This is a genomic window from Maritimibacter harenae (assembly GCF_009882975.1).
GTDB classification, from domain to species: Bacteria; Pseudomonadota; Alphaproteobacteria; order Rhodobacterales; family Rhodobacteraceae; genus Maritimibacter; species Maritimibacter harenae.
In genome coordinates, this window is the sequence record NZ_WTUX01000011.1 from 408,255 (window position 1) to 427,103 (window position 18,849).

Consider the following 18,849-nt stretch of genomic DNA (forward strand, 5'->3'; position numbering starts at 1 on the left):
CTTCTACAAGTCTTTGGGCCAAAAGGCTATGTCGCGGTGATGCGCTCCCCGCTTGCCCGCCCGCGCCGGGCGGAGTAACAGGGCCGCCATGTTGGACGACGATCACACCGGACCGCAGCCCGCCTTCGTGCTGGTCAGGCCCCAGATGGGCGAGAACATCGGCGCGGCCGCGCGCGCGATGCTGAACTTCGGGCTCGAGCGGATGCGCGTGGTGGGCCCGCGTGACGGCTGGCCCAATCCCAAGGCCGTAGCGATGGCCTCGGGCGCGGGGCGGGTGCTGGACGGGGCCGCGGTCTATGACGACCTGCCTGCCGCGCTCGAGGATTGCGATTACGTCTATGCCACCACCGCGCGTTCGCGCGAGCTTGCCAAGCCCGTGCGTACGCCGGAACGCGCGATGGCCGAAGCGCGGGCGATGCGCGAAGAGGGCAAGCGCGTGGCGGTGCTCTTCGGTCCCGAACGCGCGGGACTCGAGAACGATGACGTGGCGCGCGCCAACGCGATCATCACGGTGCCGGTGAATCCGGAGTTCGCATCGCTGAACCTCGCCCAGTCGGTGCTGCTCACCGCCTACGAATACGGCCGCCAGACGATCGACGCGGCGCCCGAGGTCGTGAACCTCGCCAAGACCGAGTTCGCCACGCAGGTGGAGGTCGAGGCGCTCGCCCGCCATTACGAGGAACGGCTCGACGAGGTGGGCTACTTCTTCCCCGAGGACAAGGCGCCCGGCATGAAGCTCGTGCTGCGCAACGCGTGGAGCCGTCTCCAGCTCACCCGCGCGGACGTGCAGATGTTCCACGGCATGCTGCGCCAGATCTTCCGCAGACGCGGCTGATCCTTGCCTCGGTGATGTCGTCCGGGACCGGACGGGGCGCCGGGCCCTTTCGGGATCAGCCCCGCGCCAGGCGCCGGGCAGCCAGCACCCAGATCACCGCGAGGCCGAGCGAGAACACGGCGTTCAGGTTCGCCATCGTCACCCCGAACATCTCCCACGGGATCTCGTCGCAGCGGATGAGCGGCGCGGTCATGATCTGGTCCAGCAGCTGGTCGGTCGACAAGCCGGAGGTGGAGCCGCCCGTACAGCTCGACGGACCTTCCCAGAGCATTCGCTCCACGCCGGAGTGATAGATCCCGATGGCCCCGGTGGTCGCGGCCGCAATCGCACCGAGCCAGGCCAGGAAACGGCGCGGGACCGCGAGCGCGACAAGCCCGATGGCGATGGCCACGGCATGCGGGTAGCGCTGCCAGTAGCACAGCTTGCAGGGCGCGTAGCCGAGGGCCTGGAACACGAAGGCCCCGGCCAGGAGCGCGAGCGACCCGCCGGCCGCGATCAGGACGTAGTGTCGGAACGTAAGCGTCATAGGTATTTCACCGCGTAGAAGCCGCCGATCAGCAGGATCACGAACAGCACGAACATGAGGCCAAGGCGCCGTTCGATGAAGTCGCGGATCGGTTCGCCGAATTTCCAAAGAAGCGCGGCCACGACGTAGAAGCGCAGCCCGCGCGCGATCAGGGAGGCCACCATGAAGACCCAGAAGTTGAGCCCGGTGGAGCCCGACAGGATGGTGATGACCTTGTAGGGGAAGGGCGTGACGCCCGCGATCAGGACGGCCCAGGGTCCGAACTCGTTGTAGCGTTCGGCGAAGGCGCCGAACTTGTCGGTCATGTGGTAGAACTCGAGCACGGGGCGCCCGACGCTCTCGAACAGCCCCCAGCCGATCACGTACCCCAGAGCCCCGCCCGCGACCGATGAGGCCAGGGCCACGGTCGCGATCAGGAAGGCGCGGTGCGGCATGGCGATGATCATCGGGATCATCAGGATGTCGGGCGGGATCGGGAAGACCGAGCTCTCCACGAAAGCCACGAAGGCCAGCCCCCACATCGCGTAGGGCGAGCGCGCCAGCCCCAAGGTCCAGTCGTAAAGTTTCTTCAGCATGGCCTGTTTCCCGTCTCGGGGCCACAAGCACCGAAAACGCCGCGACGGTCAAGTCGAAGCCCGGACCGGGCGCCGTCACAAGCGCTTGTGTCGCGCAAGTCCGCGCGGCGTTGACGGCATCGCCCGGCGCGGCTACAGGAAACGCTGTGCCCGAGTGGCGGAATGGTAGACGCAGGGGATTCAAAATCCCCCGGTAGCAATACCGTGTCGGTTCGAGTCCGACCTCGGGCACCACCCACGCCTTGATCCCCGATGCAACCTGCGCGCGCGGGCCGTGCGTGCCATTTGGTCGCGCGGATGCCCGTTTCCCGGGCCTTGATTCGGCCCACTGCCGTTCGGGTGGGCAACGAATCCGAATAGGTGGCCGCGGAATCCGCGGATTGATAACCAGTTGTAAACTTTCGCACGTTCGGCTGGCATGGCCCGTGCAAGGGCCGGAAATCCTTCCCGTCGACGCGCCGCGGGGCTCCAAGTGTTGCGAAAAGTGAAACAATCGGGCGGGTGCGGTTCCTGTGCGGGATGGCCCGAATTTCAACAATCACTGTGAAAAGTGGGGTATGCCGCGCCGGCTGCCCCCACACGTGAAGGTAGAATTTTGTGCGCAACGGGAAACAACGGTCCCGCGCGCCGCTCTGCCTCGATCACGCCGCCGAGAGCTGCATTCACCGTTTCGTCCAATGCTCCGTGAAAGCCGCGTGAGAATTCCCTTTTTCGGTCACGGGGTTGGGGCTACCGTCAAGAAGCCCAACTGGGGGGCGATGTCTGCAAGGCCACGGGGGCGGCCGCACACGAAATCCACGGTTCGCCGTGGGGTGAAGGTGTGCGCCGATCGTCCTTCGACGGTCAGCGAGCAGGGCGGACGCGCGTGCGGGATCGGGGGGTTTCGTCACACACGTCAGGTCCTGCCAGGTTCCGAAAGGGCCTGATCTTTCCCCATTACGGCAGGGTGGCCAAGGGTGTGCGGTTCAATCCGTGGCTCCGCGATGTCGCACGTCGCTTGGGCGGGTAGGAACGCCATTGGTAAGGGGACATAGAAGACAATGCTGTCTTTGACGGAAGTGATTTTGATCGCCCGCGCAACGCGTGCCGGTTCACCCGGCCCGCGTTTCCCGAGTCTCCGACATTTTAATGGTTTCGGCACTGCCGCGAACATCAACGCGCCGACGGCCTGCCACGCCCGCCGCGGATTTGAGCAAGGGGAATACTGAAATGACCAACTACAGCCAAACCACCTGGCAACCGACCGGTGATTATCTTCTCGACTGGGATCTCACCGGTTCGGACGGGTCCGCAACCCTTGTCTCGTCCACCGCGGACGGGGACGTGGAGGTCACCGTCTCGACCCCGCAGAACGGGGCGGGGCAGGAATTCTCGCTCACCGGCGGCAAGCTCGAAAGCCGCGACAACGGGTCCGAAGAGGCGCGCACGGAAATCACCTTCGACACCGGCGTGACGGACGTGAACTTCCAGATCGAGGACGTCGACAGCAGCATCAGCGGCGGGTCGGGCGATTTCGACGACAAGATCACGATCCTGGCCTACGACGCGCAGGGCAACCTGGTTCCGGTCACCTTCGACACGACCTGGGCGCACGAGGTGGACGGTAATTCGGTCGAGGGCGACGGCAACCCGGACGCCTACTGCGGCACCGACGGCGACAACGTGACGGTCCACATCGCCGGCCCGATCGTGAAGCTGGTCATCCTGCACGACAACGGCTCGGACGCGCCGGAAAGCGGCAAGATCCTGGTCACGGACCTGGGCTTCAACGCACCGGATGCCTGCGAGACCGTCCCCGACGGGATCGTGCAGAACGATGACGACGGCGACGTGATCGACGAATCCTACGATGGCGATCCGGACGGCGACTTCATCGACAACGATGATGCGCTCCTGCCCGGCGAGGTGGGGGACGACGACATCGTCTACGCGATGGGCGGCGATGACGAAATCTATGCGGGCGCGGGCGACGACGAGGTCTACGCCGGCGCGGGCGACGACTACGCCGAGGGTGGCGCGGGCGACGACCTGATCCGCGGCGACAGCGAAACGCGCGAGGGCGACGTGGGCGGCGATGGCTGCGAAGTCACCTCGAACGCCGGCAACGACGTGCTTCTCGGCGGCGACGGCGAGGACACGATCTACGGCGAAGGCGGCGACGACTACATCGACGGCGGCGCGGACGACGACATCCTCTACGGTGACAATGGCGGGCCCGGCGGCGGCACGCCCGAGACGATCACGATCGATTTCAACGACCTGTCCTCCGGCGACCTGGTGTCGAACCAGTATGACGGGCTCACCATCTCGAGCACGTCGGGCGCCAACCCGGCGATGATCTTCGACACCGACAACGCGACGGGCGGCGACGAGGACCTGGCGACGGACAACCTGGGCAACGTGCTCATCCTGTCGGAGGACGGCGATTCCAGCGATCCGGACGACAACCAGGGCGGCGGCACGCTGGTCTTCGAATTCGACGGCCCCGTGACCGTCGACAGCCTGACCTTCCTCGACAACGACGAGGGCCCGGCAATCATCGAGTTCTACGATGCCGACGGCAACGTGGTGGCGCCCGCGATCTCTTCGGGCCCGACCGCGCCCGAGGCGCAGCTCGTGCAGACCATCGGCGTCTCCGGCGTGACGAAGATGACGGTGACGCTCGAGGGCTCCGCCGCGCTCGACAACCTGGTCTACACCACCGACGGCGACGATTGCGAAGCCGGCCCGGACGGCGATGACACGATCCTCGGCGGCACCGGTGACGACCTGATCTACGGCGAAGGCGGCAATGACACGATCATCGGCGGCGAGGGCGTGGACACCGCCTATGGCGGCGCGGATCGCGACACGTTCATCGGCGGCAACGATGGCGACTACGTCCACGGCAACACCGAGGGCGACGACTTCGACACGCTCGACCTGTCCGACAGCGGCCCGGCGCGCTTCAAGGACGGCACCGTCACGAACGACGCGGACGGCGACTCCATCTCCGGCACGATCGAATTCCTCGACGGCGACGGCAATGTCACCGGCGAAATGGAGTTCGAGGAGATCGAAGAGGTCATCTTCGGCAATTACAACGAGGACCCGGACGCGGTGGACGACACCGCGACCACGACCGAGGACAACGCGGTCGAGATCGACCTGCTCGCCAACGACAGCGACCCGGACAACGACACGCTGACCGTCATCGACAACAGCGACCCGTCGAACGGGAGCGTCACGGACAACGGTGACGGAACCTTCACCTACACGCCCGACGGCGGCTTCACCGGGACCGACACCTTCACCTACACGGTGAGCGATGGAAACGGCGGCACCGACACGGCGACCGTCACGGTCGTCGTGAACGAGGGCGAGACCCCCAACACGGTGAACGCGGTCGACGACAATTACGAGATCGACGAGGATACGACGCTGATCGTGGACCTGACCGCGAACGACTCGGACCCAGAGGGCGACGATTTCGAGGTCACCTCGGTCGGCACCCCGTCGAACGGCACCGCGACGCTGAACGCGGACGGGACGGTGACCTACAAGCCGAACCCGGATTACACCGGCACCGACAGCTTCACCTACACCGTGACCGACGAGAACGGGGCGACAGATACCGCCACCGTGACCCTGTCGATGGAGCCGGTGAACGATCGGCCGGACGCGGAAGACGACGTGCGCGTCACCGACAGCACCGATCCGCTTGTGATCGACGTGATCGCCAACGACAAGGATGCGGACGGCGACACGCTGACCGTGACCGATGTCACCACGCCGAGCTTCGGCACCGTGGTCGACAACGGCGACGGCACCGTGACCTACGATCCGGACGAGGACTTCGTCGGGACCGACACGTTCGAATACTCGATCACCGACGGCAACGGCGGCACCGACACGGCGACCGTCACGGTGGTGGTGAACGGCGACGGCGGCATGAACTCGGTCGTCGCGCGCAACGACAGCGACGAGACGGTCGAGACCGACCCGGTCGTCATCGACGTGCTGGCCAACGATACGGACCCGCAGGGTGACACGTTCAGCGTGGTCTCGAACACCGATCCGTCCAACGGCTCGGTGACCGACAACGGGGACGGCACCTTCACCTACACGGCCGACGAGGGCTTCACCGGCACCGACCAGTTCACCTACACGATCCAGGACGATCAGGGCGCGACCGATACCGCCACCGTGACGGTCGAGGTGACGGCCGACGGCGTGAACACCGTCGATGCGATCAACGACACGGCGACGACCACCCAGGACACCGACGTGGTCGTGAACGTGCTGGCCAACGATACGGACCCGGACGGCGACAGCTTCGGCGTGATCGCGAACACCGACCCGTCCAACGGCACGGTCGTGGACAATGGCGACGGGACGTTCACCTACACGCCCGACGCGGGCTACACCGGGACCGACAGCTTCACCTACACGATCGAGGACGATCGCGGGGCGACGGACACGGCGACGGTCACCGTCTCGGTCGACATGGGCGCGCCCAACTCGGTCGACGCGGTCGATGACAGCTATGGCATCGACGAGGACACGACGCTGATCGTGGACCTGCGCGCCAACGACTCCGACCCCGAGGGCGACGACTTCGACGTGATCTCGGTCGGCACGCCCGCCAACGGCACGGCGACGCTCCTGGCCGACGGCACGGTGAAATACATGCCGAACCCGGACTTCAGCGGCACCGACACCTTCACCTACACGGTCGAGGACGCCCAGGGGGCGACCGACACGGCCACGGTGACGATCGACGTGGCCCCGGTGAACGACGACCCGGATGCGGAGGATGACGTGCGCGTCACCGACGCGGACACGCCCGTGACCTTCGATCCCAGGGTGAACGACACCGATGCCGACGGGGACACGCTCACGGTCACGACGATCGGCACGCCGACGAACGGCTCGCTCACCGACAACGGGGACGGTACCTACACCTACGCGCCGGATACCGATTTCGAAGGCACCGACACGTTCGACTACACGATCACCGATGGCAACGGCGGCACGGACACCGCGACCGTCACCATCGTGGTGCGCCCGGACGGCGGCGGCGAGGATCAGCCGCCGGTGGCCCGTGACGACACCGCGAAGACGCCGATCAACGCCTCGGTCGTGATCCCGGTGCTCGCCAACGACAGCGACCCGGACGGCGACGACGCCAACCTCGTGGTCACCGATGCGACCGCGTCGGAAGGCTCCGTCGTGGTCAACTCGGACGGCACGCTGACCTATACGCCCACGGTGGATGGCTACGTGACCATCGACTACACGATCGAGGACGAGGACGGGCTGACCGACACGGCGACCGTCACCGTGCTGGTCAACGACGGCATCGTCGAGGGCACGGCCGGCGACGACGACATCGACACCACCTACACAGGTGATCCGGAGGGCGACATGGTCGACGCCGGGGACAACATCTTCCCGGGCAAGGCCGAAGACGACGACATCATCGAGGCCTACGGCGGCGACGACACGATCCACGCCGGGGAGGGCGATGACGAGGTCTACGCCGGCGACGGGGACGACGTGGTCTTCGGCGAAGCCGGCGACGATGAAATCTACGGCGGCAACGGGTCGGACACGGTAAGCGGTGGCGACGGCAACGACGTCATCGACACCTCGGCGGCCACAGAGGCTTCCGATTACGGCTTCGCCCCCGGCGAGACGGTCGACAACTGGCCGTTCAGCCCGCTCACCCCGGCGCAGCTCGTGCCGGTGGACGACGATCCCGACAACGACAAGGACGTGGTCGATGGCGGCGCGGGGGATGACCTCATCCGCACCGGCGACGACGCGGACATCATCAAGGGCGGGACCGGCAACGACAACATCGACGGTGGCCTCGACGACGACGACATCGAAGGCAACGAGGGCGACGATTACATCATCGGCGGCCACGGTTCGGACACCATCGATGGCGGCGCGGGCAACGACGAGATCTACGGCGGACTCGGCCCCTCGACGCCGGACATCCTCAACCTCGAGGACGACGCCTACCCGGTTGACGATTACGGCGACGCGGACGCCAACGATCCGACCAGCCCGATCCCGTCCTTCCTGGACCCGCGGCCGAACAACGGCATCGACGTGATCCACGGCGGCGACGGCAACGACGTGATCTACGGCCAGGACGACGATGACGTGCTCTACGGCGATGCCGGCAACGACTTCATCGATGGCGGGATCGACGACGACGAGATCTACGGCGGCGAAGGGGACGATGTCCTCTACGGCAACAAGGGCCAGGATCTCATCGACGGCGGGGCCGGGGCCGACGAGGCGTTCGGTGGCGACGATCGGGACCTCTTCATCAACGTCAACCCGGACGACTTCGTCGACGGCGGCGAGGGTGGCGACGACTGGGATACGCTGGACCTGCGCGGCTCGCGGCCCGAGGACGGGCGCCTCGAGATCACCAAGGATGCCGACAACGAGGAAAACGGCTACGTCGAGTTCTTCAACGCGGCCGGCGAATCCACGGGCACGATGCGCTTCGTCAACATCGAGGACGTGGTGCCCTGCTTCACACCCGGCACGCTGATCGCGACGCCGAAGGGCGAAGTGCCGGTGGAAGAGCTGCGCGAGGGCGACCGGATCATCACCCGTGACAACGGCATCCAGGCGATCCGCTGGATCGGTCACAAGACGATGGACTGGAAGCTCCTCAACCGCCACCAGCATCTCAAGCCGGTGCTGATCAAGGCCGGCAGCCTGGGCAACAACCTGCCCGAGCGCGACATGCTCGTGTCGCCCAACCACCGGATGCTGGTCGCCAACGACCGCACCGCGCTCTACTTCGACGAGCGCGAGGTCCTGGCGTCTGCCAAGCACCTGGTGGACAACAAGGGCGTCCAGACCGTCGACGTCCGGGACGTGACCTACATCCACTTCCTGTTCGATCACCACGAGGTCGTGCTGTCGGACGGCACGTGGTCGGAGAGCTTCCAGCCGGGCGACTACTCGCTGAAGGGGATCGGCAACGCGCAGCGCCAGGAGCTGTTCGAGCTGTTCCCCGAACTGGAAACGCGCGAGGGGATCGATGATTTCACTGCCGCGCGTCGGATCCTGAAAAAGCACGAAGCGAAAATGCTTCGCGGCTGAGGCAGCGGTCGGCCGGGGAAGGGAGGCCCCGGCCGGCGCCTAACCTGAAAGGGGAGGGGCTGCCCCCGGTCCATGTCGGATCGCGGTCGAGCATTGTTAACAAGTTCGTCGTTTCAGGGTTCAACGGACAACCCCGTGGCAGCGCCGCGGGGTTGTTCTTGTCGCGGGGGCCATTGTCGCGGTGCAGGCTACGCCCGTGGGCGCCCGCCCGGTTCGCGTTGCGCGTCTGGCAACGGGACACCGTCGGTATTGGTGCCTAAACGTGATCAATGAGCGTCAAGTAGGCGCATTATATATTGAAAACAAAAGGAAAATTCCGTTTGATCGCCCTGTTCGGAGACTGCCGCGAGCGGGGCGTAATTCGGGCGAAAATGCGGCAAAAGCGTGGCGAGCCGCGCCGTGTGCCCTGTGAAACAAGGGGTTTCCCCAAGGGTAGTCCCGCATAATTTTCCCATTTTGCATCATATTTCGGGCACCATTCGCGGGTAGCGTGGATCAAAAGAATACCCCCTGACCCGTTCCTCAACCCAAGGACGCCCCATGCTGTATTTCCGCTCTCCTGCCGCAGACAGCGACACGGATCTGGGCCTTGGCCTGACCGAGGCCCGGGACGGCCGCAGCACATCACCCCTGTCTACCTTTTCGACCACCGGCTTCGCGCCGTCCGTGGTGATCGACACCGCGCGCGGCAGCGTGCTGGCACGGGATCTGGAGCCGGGGGACAAGATCATCACCCGCGACCACGGGCTGGTGCCGGTGCGCTGGGTTGGCGAGAGCATGGAAGTCTACGACGGCGACGCGGCCGAGGACGGCTCGCCGCGCGGCCCCGTTCGGGTGAAGGCCGGCGCGCTCGGGACCGATCCCGATGCTGGCAACGTCGTCCTGAACGCCGGACACCGCGTGCTCGTGCGCAACCCGCTCAACGAACTCTACTTCGGCACCGACGAGGTGATCGCGGCCATCGGCGACCTGACGCACCTCGATGGTGTCGACGTCGTCCCGCGCTCGGTCATGCGCTTCCGTCACGTGCTGCTCGACACGCACGAACTGGTGCGCGCGAACGGCATCTGGGTGGAAAGCTTTGCGCCGGACATGTGGGCCATGCGCATCGGGTTTCCCGAGCAATGGGCGGACATCACCGAATGCCTGCCGCGCCTGCGTTACGAGAACGGTGAAGCGAACTACATCACGCCGCGCATGACGCTGGACGCCCGCGAAGCGCGCATGATGGACGCCGCCTGAGCCGACGGTTCAGCTTGGCTGGCCCGCGCGCCAGTTTTTCCAATCTTCAGGTGTATCGAGGTCCGTGCGTGCATGGGCATAGGGCAGGCTGATCGGTCGGATCCGGTCCTGGTTGTCCTCGATGAGCGTGCGCGCCCCTTCGTCCCCTTCCAGTGACCGCAGCGCCGCGAAGTCGCGCGCCGGGAACACGACCGGGTGGCCCAGCTTCCCGTCCGCCGTGGCGCCCCGCAGGATCATGTCCCCGTCGAATTCGGCAAGCACGCGGCGCATGTCGTCGGTGGTTACGTCCGGCATGTCGGCCAAGACCACCATCACCGCCATCGCGCCCTCCGGCAGCGCCGTGATCCCGGCGGCGAGCGAGCGGGCCATGCCCTGGTCCGCGTCCGGCACCTCGACGGCCGCGATCGGCAGCGCGTCGATCAGGTCCCAGCGGGCCGGTGCGGCTTCGCGCGGCGGCAGGGTGACCAGCACCGGCTGCCCGGTGGCCAGCGCCGCCTCGATCCTGTCGCGCAGGAGCGGAACGCCGTCGACCTCTTCCATCAGCTTGTCACGCCCACCCATCCGCGACGACGCGCCCGCCGCCAGGATCAGGACCGGGAGCGCGACCGGCGTCATTTTTCCGGGATCAGCCCGCGTGGGCTGAATCTCAGGACCAGGAGCATGATGAGCCCCATCGTGAGCAGACGCATGTGCGCGGCGGAGTCGAGCAGGTGATCCTTCAGGTCACCGTCGGGCATGCCGGAGGTGATGGTCTCCATCAGAACGCCGCCCAGCGGCTCCACCTGCACCCAGCAGAACCAGATCAGGAAACCGCCCAGCACCGCGCCCCAGTTGTTGCCGGAGCCGCCGACGATCACCATCACCCATACGAGGAAGGTGTAGCGCAGCGGCTGGTAGGAGGCCGGGGTGAGCTGGCCGTCGAGCGTGGTCATCATCGCGCCGCCCAGGCCCACGACGGCCGAGCCGATGATGAACACCTGAAGGTGGCGGCGCGTCACGTCCTTGCCCATCGCCTCGGCAGCGACTTCGTTGTCGCGGATCGCGCGCATCATCCGGCCCCAGGGCGACTTGAGCGCCATCTCGGACATCCAGATGAGGATCAGCAGGACCACGACGAAGAAGCCCGCGTAGCCCAGCTTGACCACGACCGAGGACATGGTGACCGGGTCGAAGCCCCAGTTCTGCGCCCAGGTGACGAAGCTTTCCGATTGCTGCAGGTCGATCTCGTAGGGCACCGGCCGGGGCAGGCCGACCACGTTCTTCACGCCGCGGCCCAGCCATTCCTCGTTCTTGAGCATGGCGATGACGATTTCCGAAATCCCCAGCGTCGCGATGGCGAGGTAGTCCGAGCGCAGCCCCAGCGCGGTCTTGCCGATCGCCCAGGCCGCCGCGGCGGCCAGCAGCCCGCCCATCGGCCAGGCCAGCACCACCGGCAGGCCGAGCCCGCCGAGGAAGCCGGTCGACGCGGGGTTCACCGCCTCGATCGAGTCGACGGCCGGGTCGAACAGCGCGCGGTAGATGAAGAAGCCTGCCACGAGGAAGGCGATCAGCGCGAGCGTGCGCATCCGTCCGGGCGCCATGCGCTTGTAGATCTGGACGCCGCCCAGGATCACGCCGATCCCCACGAGGAGCGCGAAGATCACCTGCAGGCCGCCGGCCTGCCAGGCCTCGCCCACCGGCGGGACCGAGGTGATGACGACCGCGAGGCCGCCCAGGCCGATGAAGCCCATCACACCGACGTTGAAGAGGCCGGCATAGCCCCATTGCATGTTCACGCCGAGCGCCATGATCGCCGAGACGAGGCCCATGTTCACGATCGTGAGCGCCAGGTTCCAGCTTTGCAGCATCCCCGTGCCCAGGATCAGGACGGCCATCAGGGCAAAGAGGCCGATGTTGCGCCAGTTCACACTCATACCGATTTCCCCCGGAAAAGACCCGTTGGCCGGAACAGAAGCACGATCACCAGGATCGCGAACGAAACCGCGAACTTGTAGTCGGTCGACAGAAGCTGCAGCAGGCCGGAGGGCTCGAGGTTCTCCGGCACGAGGTAGGTGACGACCTTCTTCCAGGCATAGGTGACCATGACCTCGGAAAAGGCGATCACGAAACCGCCCGCGATGGCCCCCAGCGGCGAGCCCAGCCCGCCCACGATGGCGGCGGCGAAGATCGGCAGCAGGAGCTGGAAGTAGGTGAAGGGCTTGAACACCTTGTCGAGCCCGTAGAGCGTGCCCGCGATGGTCGCGAGGGCGGCCACGATGATCCAGGTGATCATCACGACGCGCTCGGGATTGATGCCCGACAGGAGCGCCAGATCCTCGTTGTCCGAATAGGCGCGCATCGACTTGCCGGTGCGGGTGCGGTTGAGGAACCAGAACAGGATCGCCACGACGATGGCCGCGGTGACAACCGTGATCCCCTGCGTCGTCTTGAGCGCGAGCCCTTCGGCCAGCCCCGACCATTCCTTGAATTCACGCGCGTTGATGATGAAGCGCTCGCCGTCCGCGAAGCGCTGGTCGCTGGGACCGATGATCAGGCGCACGACCCCGTTCAGCACGAACATGACGCCGATCGACGCCATGACGAGCACGATGGGCTTGGCCTTCACCCGCCGGTAATAGGAATAGACCACCTTGTCCGACGCCAGCACCATCAACGCGGTGATCACGATGCCCAGCGGGAGCGCGAGCAGCGCGACGGGCAGGGGACCAAGGCTGATGCCCCAGCTCTGGAATGCCCATGTGAACAGGATCACCACCATCGTCCCGAAGGACATCGTGTCGCCGTGGGCGAAGTTCGAGAACCGCAGGATCCCGTAGATCAGCGTGACCCCGAGCGCGCCCAGGGCGAGCTGGCTGCCATAGGCGGCGGCCGGGATGAAGACGAAATTCAAAAACGCGACGATCGCGTTCAGCACATCGATCAAAACGGGGCCTCGCAGGTCATGTTTTCAAGGGTTGATGTGAAGGGCGCCGATGTCGTGTCGAGCGCGTGAAGAAGCATCGGGACGCCCGCGTCGGTGGCATCGCCATCGACCATGAGCGTGTATTTCACCTCGTCCCGGATCCAGCTCCAGGGGCCGAAGAAGCCGCCCGCGATCCCCGGCGTGGCGTCGTCGCCCACGGTGACCAGCCCCATGCCGGTGTCATCGGTCTCGACGGGGGCGAAAAGGAAGCTGTGGGTCGCGCCGTCCGGGCCCGTGCAATCGAGCGCGAGCTTCGCGCCCTCGGCCTGGGCGGTGATCGGCGCGGCGAGCGCGAACGGGAGGAGCGCGGTTCGCATCCTCAGCCCCCCAGGAAGCTCTGGCGCACTTCGGGATCGGCGAGAAGCTCCTTGCCGGTGCCGGTATGCGCGTTGCGGCCCTGCACGAGCACGTAGCCCTTGTCGGCGATCTCGAGCGCCTGGCGCGCGTTCTGCTCGACCATGAGGACCGGAAGGCCGGTGCGCGCGACCTCGATGATCCGATCGAAGAGCTCGTCCATCACGATGGGCGACACGCCCGCGGTGGGCTCGTCGAGCATCAGGACCTTGGGACGCGTCATGAGCGCGCGGCCCACGGCGACCTGCTGGCGCTGGCCGCCGGACAGCTCGCCGGCCGCCTGGTAGCGCTTTTCCTTCAGGATCGGGAACAGGTCGTAGACCTGCTCCATCGTCGGGCGGATGTCGTCGGTGCGGATGAAGGCCCCCATCTCGAGGTTCTCTTCCACCGTCATCGACGTGAAGATGTTCTGCGTCTGGGGTACGAAGCCCATGCCCTGTTTCACGCGGTCCTGGGGCGTGAGCTCGGTGATGTCCTGGCCCGCGAGCCGCACGTGGCCCGCGCGCACGTCGAGCATGCCGAAGAGCGCCTTCATGGCGGTCGACTTGCCCGCGCCGTTGGGGCCGACGATCACCGCGATCTCGCCTTCGTCCACGGCGATGGTGCATTCATGCAGGATGTCGGGGCCGCTGCCGTAGCCGCCGGTCATCGTGTCGCCGATCAGGAAGGGGCCACCGGGGGCCGGGTGCGCCTCGCCGTGCTGCGGGCCCGGCTGCATCGACGCCTTGCTTTCCTTGGTGATCGAGCGGTCCTTGTTGCCGCGGTCGCCGTACGCGTCGCTCATGCGCCCACCTGCTCCTTGTTCTTGAGGCCCGTGCCCAGATATGCCTCGATCACGTGCTCGTTGGCCTTGATCTCGGACAGCGTGCCCTCGGCGAGCACCTTGCCCTCGGCCATGCAGATGACCGGGTCGCACAGGCGCTCGATGAAATCCATGTCGTGCTCGATGACGACGAAGGTATAGCCGCGCTCCTCGTTGAGGCGCTTGATCGCGTCGGCGATGGTGTAGAGAAGCGTGCGGTTCACGCCCGCGCCGACCTCGTCGAGGAAGACGATCTTCGCGTCGACCATCATGGTGCGGCCCAGTTCCAGCAGCTTCTTCTGCCCGCCCGACACCTGCGCGGCGCGTTCGTCGGCGATATGCTCGATGGTGAGGAACTCCATCACCTCGTCGGCCTTGGCGCGCAGCGCGCGCTCCTGTTCGGCGATCCGCTTGCGGCCGAACCAGGTATCCCAGAGCCGTTCGCCGGCCTGGTCCCCGGGAACCATCATCAGGTTCTCGCGGCAGGTCATGGAGCCGAATTCATGCGCGATCTGGAACGTGCGCAGAAGGCCCTTGTGGAAAAGCTCGTGCGGCGGAAGGCCGGTGATGTCCTCGCCTTCCATCGTCACGCGGCCCGAGGTGGGGTCGAGCACCCCGGCGATGACGTTGAAGAGCGTCGTCTTCCCGGCGCCGTTCGGGCCGATCAGCCCGGTGATCGAGCCGGCCTCGATCGTCAGGCTGGCCCCGTCCACGGCGTGAAAGCCGCCGAAATGCTTGTGCAGGTTGTCGACCGTGATCACGCGAAATCCCCCAAGACTGTCCGGACGCCCCGATAGTGTGCAGCCCGGGGGAATGCCCCCGGGCCGCGTTCTTGTCAATCCGTGATGGCGGATATCACCGGAACTGAACGGTCTCGTAGCCGTCCTCGGTGATCTCGTACTCGCGGTACGAGCCCGCGGCTTCACCCGGGCCGACCAGCTCGACGCCCGTGGCGCCGACGTAGTCCACGTCACCACCGTCAGCGAGGATTTCGAGCGCCTTGCCCAGTTCGCCCGGCAGGATCTTCTCGCCCGGCGCGTTGGCCACGTCCATGATGTTGGCGGCGATCGCTTCCGACGTGGCTTCGCCACCGGCCATCGCGGCCATCGCGAGCAGCGCCATCGCGTCGTAGCTCTCGCGGGTGAACGAGCTTTCGCCGTTGATGCCGGCCGCCGAGGTGATCTCGGCGAACGCGTCCGCCCCTTCGCCTTCGGACCACGGCACGGTGCCGTAGGAGCCGACCATGCTGCTGCCGAGATCGGCGACGAGCGAGTCGGCGTACATGCCGTCACCCATGACGAAGGTGTCGAAAGCGCCGGTGTCGAGAGCCGACTGGATCACGCCCTTGCCGCCGGAGTCCGCGTAGCCCAGCACGACGAGCGCGTCGCCGCCGGCCGAGGCGAGCGAGCCGACTTCGGCCGAGTAGTCGCCCTTGTCGTCCTCGTGCGGGACGTTGGCGGTGATGGAGCCGCCCATGCCCTCGTAGGAGGCCGCGAAGGCATCCGAGAAACCCTTGCCGTAGTCGTTGTTGGTGTAGGTCACGGCGACCGATTCCACGCCCTTGTCCATCAGGACCTGGGCGAGAACCTCACCCTGGCGGGCATCGGACGGCGCGGTGCGGAAGAACAGGTCGTTGTCTTCGACCGTCGACAGAGCCGGCGAGGTCGAGGAGGGCGAGATCATCGGCACGCCGTTCGGCATCGCCACGTTGGCGAGCACGGCGGTCGAGGCGCCCGAGCAGGCCGCGCCCATGATGGCGATCGCGCCTTCGGAAACCAGCTGTTCGGCGGCGGCGGTCGCGGCCGAGGCGTCCACGCAGGTGGTGTCGCCGCGTACGGCCGACAGGGTCACGCCTTCGAGGAAGTTGCCGGACTCGTTGACCTCGCTCAGGGCGAGCTCGGCGCTGTCGGCCATCATCGGCGTGAGCGATTCGATCGGGCCGGTGAAGCCGAGAAGGATGCCGAACTTGACCTCCGACATGTGGCTTTCAGCCGACGCAGCCGAGGCGACCAGCGCGGTCGCGGCGGATGCAAGTAGAAGTTTTTTCATTGGTAATCTCCCTGTTGGAACGTTGTCCTGATCCGTACCCTAGCGCGGTTTGCGGGAATGAAAAGGGGGGCAAGGCCGGCAATCCGGGCCCGGTGCCTGCCTGACGCCAAGTCACGTTCGCGTGGGGACGATTGCCGCGGCGCGTGGTGGACCGCATCCTCGGGTCCATGAAACAAGCGCTCACAGCCCCCCGCCTCGCCGCCCTCCTGTGCCTCGTCGCGGCGCCCCTCGCGGCCGCGACGGTCGAGACCAACGCCGGGCCCATGTCGATCACGGAGATCACGGACGACCTGGATGGTCCATGGGCGGTCGACGTGCTGCCCGGGGGCGGCTTCGTGGTCACGGAGATCGGCGGACGGCTTTGGCATTACGGTCCCGACGGCGCGCGCATCGAGGTATCCGGCGTGCCCGAGGTGGTGGCCCAGGGGCAGGGCGGGCTGCTCGATGTGACCGTGGCACGCGATTTCGCTAACAGCCGCGAGATCTTCTTCACCTATTCGAAGGCGCAGCCCGGCGGCGCGGGCACCGCGCTGGGGGCGGCCCGGCTGAACGAGGCGGGTGACGCGCTCACCGATGTTCGGCTTCTCTTCGAGATGCGCGAGGGCGGCAACACCACGCGCCACTATGGCTCCCGGGTGGTCGAGGCACCCGACGGCACGCTTTTCGTCACGGTGGGCGAACGGGGCCGGGCACCGCTCGCCCAGGCGCTCGACCACCACAACGGCACAGTGGTGCGCGTGAACCGCGACGGATCGGTGCCGGACGATAACCCCTTCGCGGAGCGCGAGGACGCGCTGCCCGAGATCTGGTCCTACGGTCATCGCAACCCGCAGGGCGCAGCGCTGGACAACGCGGGCCAGCTCTGGACCGTCGAACACGGCGCGCGCGGCGGGGACGAGATCAACCGGATCGAACCCGGCACGAACTACGGCTGGCCGGAAATCTCCTATGGCACGAACTACGACGGCTCGAAGATCGGGCAGGGGACCGAGGCTCCGGGCATGGCGCAGCCGGAATACTACTGGGACCCGTCGATCGCGCCGTCGGGCATGGCGATCCACTCCGGGGAAATGATCCCGGAGTGGGAGGGGCATTTCTTCGTGGGATCGCTCAAGTTCGACTACCTCTCGGTGCTCGATCCGTCGGACTGGACGGAAGAACGCATCCGCACCCGCGAAACGGCCCGCGTCCGCGACGTGATCGAGGCGCCGGACGGCGCGATCTGGTTCATCTCCGAGGATCGGGGCGCGATCTACCGGCTCGCCCCGGCCGAGTGAGCCTCAGCCGGTCGCCTTCTCGCCCGGCTGGCTGCCCCGTTCGCGGTAGGGCGTCGTGCCGTACTGGGTGCGGTAGCATTTCGAGAAGTGCGAGGGGCTCGTGAAGCCACAGGCCAACGCCACGTTGATCACGTTCATGTCGGTCTGCATCAGCAAATTGCGCGCCCGCGACAGGCGCAGTTCCATGTAGTAGCGCTTGGGCGAGCGGTTGAGGTAGCGGCGGAACAGCCGTTCGAGCTGCCGGGTCGAGAGCCCCACCTCCTGCGCCAGCGTCGCCGGGCTGATCGGGTCCTCGATATGCGATTCCATCTTCTGGATCACTGCGGCGAGCTTGGGGTGACGCACCCCGATGCGGGTGGGCACCGACAGGCGCTGCGTGTCGCGGTCGGTGCGGATCGAGGTGTAGATCTGCTGGTCGGCCACCGCGTTGGCGACCTCGGAACCGTGGTCGCGCGCGAGCAGGTTCAGCATGAGGTCCATCGAGGCCGTGCCACCCGCGGTGGTGATCACCTTGCCGTCGATCACGTAGACCGACTTGGTGAGGTCGATCTCCGGGAAATCCTCGAGGAAGCCGTCGTGGTTCTCCCAGTGGATCGTTGCGCGCTTGCCGTCGAGAAGCCCGGCCCTGGCCAGCACCTGGGCGGCGGTGCAAAGCCCCGCGATCGTCACGCCGCGTCGCGCTTCGCGCCGGAGCCATGAGATCAGCTTGGGCGTCGCGTGACGGCTGACATTGGTGCCCGCGCACAGGATCACCGTGTCGTCATGGTGCAGGTCCTCGAGATCCCCGTCGAGCTGGAAACGCGAGCCTGCCGAACATTCGGCCGTGCCGCCGCCTTCGCCCAGCAGGCGCCAGGAATAGGCCTCGAATCCGAGCTGCCGGTTGGCGAGCCGAAGCGCGTCGAGCGCGCCTGCGAAACTCAGGAGCGTGAACTCCGGCATCAGGACGAAAACGAAGCGCCGGGAAAGGGCCTTTTCGGGGGACGGTGCGGGCATGGAAGCCTCTGACTTTACGCGGGGTCCGCTGGTTGACGCATTTGGAGCATTTTTGCCCAGTGGCGGCAAGCGATCCGGGGCAAGTTTGTTTTGCCAACCTTGGCCCCGGCAGCTATACCGC

Annotated in this window: 14 protein-coding genes and 1 tRNA gene; 5 read left to right on the forward strand and 10 right to left on the reverse strand. The window is 66.5% G+C overall.

Annotation, left to right across the window (positions count from 1 at the left end; all coding sequences use genetic code 11):
* Positions 1 to 88: 88 nt before the first annotated feature.
* Positions 89 to 835: an RNA methyltransferase gene (locus GQE99_RS08740; protein WP_161351210.1), complete on the forward strand. Its 747-nt coding sequence runs from the start codon at positions 89 to 91 to the stop codon at positions 833 to 835.
* Between the two features lie 55 nt (positions 836 to 890).
* On the opposite strand, the gene GQE99_RS08745 is transcribed toward GQE99_RS08740, so the two are convergent.
* Together GQE99_RS08745 and GQE99_RS08750 are read right to left on the reverse strand one after the other, a co-directional pair.
* Positions 891 to 1,361, reverse strand: a complete 471-nt coding sequence (locus GQE99_RS08745) for a disulfide bond formation protein B (protein WP_161351211.1) — start codon at positions 1,359 to 1,361, stop codon at positions 891 to 893.
* Positions 1,358 to 1,936, reverse strand: coding sequence for a YqaA family protein (locus GQE99_RS08750; RefSeq protein WP_161351212.1), 579 nt, complete (start codon positions 1,934 to 1,936; stop codon positions 1,358 to 1,360). Before GQE99_RS08750 ends, GQE99_RS08745 begins: the two co-directional genes overlap by 4 nt.
* 148 nt (positions 1,937 to 2,084) lie before the next feature.
* Here GQE99_RS08750 and GQE99_RS08755 point away from each other — a divergent pair.
* The 3 genes from GQE99_RS08755 (at position 2,085) to GQE99_RS08765 (ending at position 10,291) form a co-directional block, all read left to right on the forward strand.
* Positions 2,085 to 2,170, forward strand: a tRNA-Leu gene (locus GQE99_RS08755).
* A gap of 975 nt (positions 2,171 to 3,145) precedes the next feature.
* Positions 3,146 to 9,049: an Ig-like domain-containing protein gene (locus GQE99_RS08760; RefSeq protein ID WP_161351213.1), complete on the forward strand. Its 5,904-nt coding sequence runs from the start codon at positions 3,146 to 3,148 to the stop codon at positions 9,047 to 9,049.
* A gap of 540 nt (positions 9,050 to 9,589) precedes the next feature.
* A complete protein-coding gene (locus tag GQE99_RS08765; protein WP_161351214.1) occupies positions 9,590 to 10,291 on the forward strand; it encodes a Hint domain-containing protein in 702 nt (233 codons plus the stop codon).
* 9 nt (positions 10,292 to 10,300) lie between these two features.
* Here GQE99_RS08765 and GQE99_RS08770 read toward each other — a convergent pair whose 3' ends face one another.
* The 7 genes from GQE99_RS08770 to GQE99_RS08800 all read right to left on the reverse strand — a co-directional run bounded on the left by GQE99_RS08770 (position 10,301) and on the right by GQE99_RS08800 (position 16,458).
* Complete coding sequence (locus GQE99_RS08770; protein WP_161351215.1) at positions 10,301 to 10,906, reverse strand: nucleotidyltransferase family protein; 606 nt, start codon at positions 10,904 to 10,906, stop codon at positions 10,301 to 10,303.
* Positions 10,903 to 12,204 carry a branched-chain amino acid ABC transporter permease gene (locus tag GQE99_RS08775; RefSeq protein ID WP_202530625.1) on the reverse strand — a complete coding sequence of 434 codons (1,302 nt, stop codon included), beginning with the start codon at positions 12,202 to 12,204 and terminating at the stop codon, positions 10,903 to 10,905. The genes GQE99_RS08770 and GQE99_RS08775 overlap by 4 nt, the downstream gene beginning before the upstream one ends.
* On the reverse strand, positions 12,201 to 13,211 hold the full coding sequence (locus GQE99_RS08780) for a branched-chain amino acid ABC transporter permease (protein ID WP_161351515.1): 1,011 nt from the start codon (positions 13,209 to 13,211) through the stop codon (positions 12,201 to 12,203). Before GQE99_RS08780 ends, GQE99_RS08775 begins: the two co-directional genes overlap by 4 nt.
* Entirely contained in the window at positions 13,211 to 13,570 is a 360-nt protein-coding gene (locus tag GQE99_RS08785; protein WP_161351216.1) for a hypothetical protein, read from the reverse strand. Before GQE99_RS08785 ends, GQE99_RS08780 begins: the two co-directional genes overlap by 1 nt.
* 2 nt (positions 13,571 to 13,572) lie before the next feature.
* Positions 13,573 to 14,391 (reverse strand): ABC transporter ATP-binding protein, encoded by an 819-nt coding sequence (locus GQE99_RS08790; RefSeq protein WP_161351217.1) that lies wholly within the window; start codon positions 14,389 to 14,391, stop codon positions 13,573 to 13,575.
* Positions 14,388 to 15,170, reverse strand: a complete 783-nt coding sequence (locus GQE99_RS08795; RefSeq protein ID WP_161351218.1) for an ABC transporter ATP-binding protein — start codon at positions 15,168 to 15,170, stop codon at positions 14,388 to 14,390. Before GQE99_RS08795 ends, GQE99_RS08790 begins: the two co-directional genes overlap by 4 nt.
* A 94-nt stretch (positions 15,171 to 15,264) precedes the next feature.
* Positions 15,265 to 16,458 carry an ABC transporter substrate-binding protein gene (locus tag GQE99_RS08800; protein WP_161351219.1) on the reverse strand — a complete coding sequence of 398 codons (1,194 nt, stop codon included), beginning with the start codon at positions 16,456 to 16,458 and terminating at the stop codon, positions 15,265 to 15,267.
* 167 nt (positions 16,459 to 16,625) lie between these two features.
* Between GQE99_RS08800 and GQE99_RS08805 the strand changes: the two genes are divergently transcribed.
* A complete protein-coding gene (locus GQE99_RS08805) occupies positions 16,626 to 17,735 on the forward strand; it encodes a PQQ-dependent sugar dehydrogenase (RefSeq protein WP_161351220.1) in 1,110 nt (369 codons plus the stop codon).
* Between the two features lie 3 nt (positions 17,736 to 17,738).
* Here GQE99_RS08805 and GQE99_RS08810 read toward each other — a convergent pair whose 3' ends face one another.
* Complete coding sequence (locus tag GQE99_RS08810; RefSeq protein ID WP_161351221.1) at positions 17,739 to 18,728, reverse strand: GlxA family transcriptional regulator; 990 nt, start codon at positions 18,726 to 18,728, stop codon at positions 17,739 to 17,741.
* Positions 18,729 to 18,849: the final 121 nt, after the last annotated feature.